Below are 2,555 nucleotides of genomic sequence, written 5' to 3'. Positions count from 1 at the left end.
TTGACTGACCAGCCAAAGCTGCGCGTGGTGCCCAATGCCGAGGCCGCGCTGGTGGTCTCGGGTGCGGTGCGCTGCTGGCTGTGCGGCCCACAGGGGGTCGAGATAAACGAAGAATTCGTCGTGGAGCTGCGGGTTCCATCGCGCTTCCCAGCGATACTCCCCGCTGTCTTCGAGCAGGGAGGCTGCATTCCTCCCACGTTTCATCATCTCGACGACGGCGCCTTATGTCTCGGCTCGCCGATGATGCAACGCGTTGCCATAGAGGATGCGCCGACTCTGCCCGCGTTTATGACGCGGGTCGTCTTGCCGTACCTCTACGGCTTCGCGTATCACGCACGAACCGGTACGATGCCTTTTGGGGAGCTTGCGCACGGCTCTGCCGGACTGGAGGAGGATGCGCGCCGATTCTTTCGCGTGGGGGAGAAAGCGAACGTCGTACGTCTCCTTCTGCGGGCCGGCGAACGTCGACGAGTTGCCAACAAGCGCGCGTGCCCATGCGGGAGCCCACGGCGGCTAGGGGCATGCCATCATACGGTCGTGAACGCAGCGCGCGCGCGTTTTGGGCGCGACTGGTTTCGACGCCAAGCTGAGCTCTTAATCCGCCAGCGTCTTCTTGAGCGGCCTGCGGGCAGCGGGCAATAGCGCCGCCCGTAATGCGTCTGTCGAGCACCAATCGCGATGCCGATTGCTACAGGAGGGGCGCGCGAGCGGATACACGGAGACGACCACGTCGCTCCTCAGGGTGCTGAATCGTTGCGCTACTGCCCGGCAGCCGCTATCTCCGCGTACCGGCTCCGTCCCGCGCCGAAGTAGTGGTCGTATACGTGCGCGTATGCGCGCGCCATCTTCTCGGAGCGAACATCCTTCGTGTATTTCTCCGGTAGCCGCCGGAGCTCGAGTTTCAGGGTCTGCATGACCGCCGCCTTGGCCTGCTGCTTCTCGCGCCAGTCCAGCACCAGCTTCTCTCGCTTCAGCGCTTCGAGCAGCTCGCGGCAGACGCGCTTCACTTCTGCCTCTTCCGCCTTGGTAAGTACGGGTTCCGGCTTGGTGAGAATGTCGAACAGTGCGAGCTCTTCCTCGGTGAGCCCTTCCGCGACCGCACGACGGTCCTCCTCCGTGAGCGTGCCCACGAAGGCTTTGAGCTCGTCGAAGAAGAGTTCGATGTTCTGACTGCCGGCGTTGTACTCGTCGATGAGTCGCTGGAATTTCTCCGCAAGGTCAACGCGTGCACTGTTCAAGTTCAACATCGTCGCCAGCTTCCCTTCGATCAGGCGCTTGAGCTTTTCCGCCTCCGTGCGCTGATGGCCCTGTGCGAACTTCAACTGCAGCGCCTCGAAATCGATCTCGGACAGATTGATCAGTGCCTGCGGCTCGCTCGTCGGGCCGATGTGATAGCCCTCAGTGGCGATGGAATCGTTAAGGAGCGACTCCACGTCACTCATGACGGACGAGATGTCGGCTGACTCGGTCTCCGCGCGAATCTTCGCGGCCACGTAGGACACCAGAACGGCGAGCGGGGCCAGCTCATTCGCGGCCGGATCGGGGAGTACCGCTTTGAAGAGCCGCGCGACTCGGCTTGCCAGCGTCAGGTACTCCTTCTTCTCGTTCTCACTCGCTAAGATAGCCTCGACCGCATCGTCGATCAATGCGATGCGTTCAAAACCACTCGATGTGGCAATCGTATTCAGGTTGATCTTGCGCACATGCGCAAACTCCTCGCACACGTGTAACGCGGATCGTAGCGCCTCCACGAGCTCCGACTTGTCGAGAATCGGACCACGCGCGCCTTCACTCACCTGATTGGGCTTGGCATAGATCGAGAGCGCATTCTGGAGAGCTCGGAAAATGCCGACATAGTCGACGATCAGCCCACTCTCTTTACCGGGCGCCACGCGATTGGCCCGCGCGATGGTTTGCATAAGAGAGTGCGCGCGCATCGGCTTGTCCAAGTAGATCGTGGAGCACGTCGGTACGTCGAATCCCGTGATCCACATCGCGCACACGAACACTAGGCGTAGATTGTCGTTGTCATCTTTGAATTTCTCGTCCATCGCCTCCTTGAGCAGGCGCTGTCGATGGGGCACGATATCGAGGCCTTTGGCCTTGAGATCCGCAACCTCATTTTGGCCTTGGCTTACCACCACGGCCATGTCGGTGGATTCCATCAACGCGATACGAGCGAGCAGCGCATCGCGGGCATCCCCGGTAGCGGCGCCCACGGCCACGTGCATGCGCGCGACCTCAACCTTCCATTGCGCCTGCACTTTGTCGTACATGCGTACGGCGGTAGCCTTGTCGATGCATACCATCATGGCCTTACCGCGGTAGCCACGACCAGTGAAGTGCGCCACGAGGTCCTTGGCGATGGCCTCGAGACGATCTTCCCTGGTGATGATGTGATACTCGCGGCCGAACTCGCGCTCGAGCTTCTTCTCCTGCGCTTCGTCCAGCTCCGCGGCTTCCAATAGGGCTTCGAGGTCGCGGTTCAGTTCTTGGTTGGTGAGCTGTACTTCTGGGATGCGATTTTCGTAGTACAGCGGTACCGTCGCGCCATC

General features: G+C 61.1%; 2 protein-coding genes. One reads left to right on the top strand and one right to left on the bottom strand.

Annotation, left to right across the window (positions count from 1 at the left end; genetic code table 11):
• Nucleotides 1-642 (top strand): hypothetical protein (locus ACESNG_RS19090; RefSeq protein WP_373070380.1); only part of this gene is annotated, 642 nt, incomplete at its 5' end.
• Between the two features lie 116 nt (nucleotides 643-758).
• Here the strand turns inward: ACESNG_RS19090 and ACESNG_RS19085 are convergent.
• A partial coding sequence (locus tag ACESNG_RS19085) for a type I restriction enzyme endonuclease domain-containing protein (RefSeq protein ID WP_373070378.1) occupies nucleotides 759-2,555 on the bottom strand: 1,797 nt, incomplete at its 5' end.

This window comes from Gemmatimonas sp., assembly GCF_041689975.1.
Taxonomy (GTDB): Bacteria; Gemmatimonadota; Gemmatimonadetes; order Gemmatimonadales; family Gemmatimonadaceae; genus Gemmatimonas.
The sequence above is the reverse complement of the archived record's forward strand: the minus strand, read 5'-3'. Positions and strand labels throughout refer to the sequence as shown.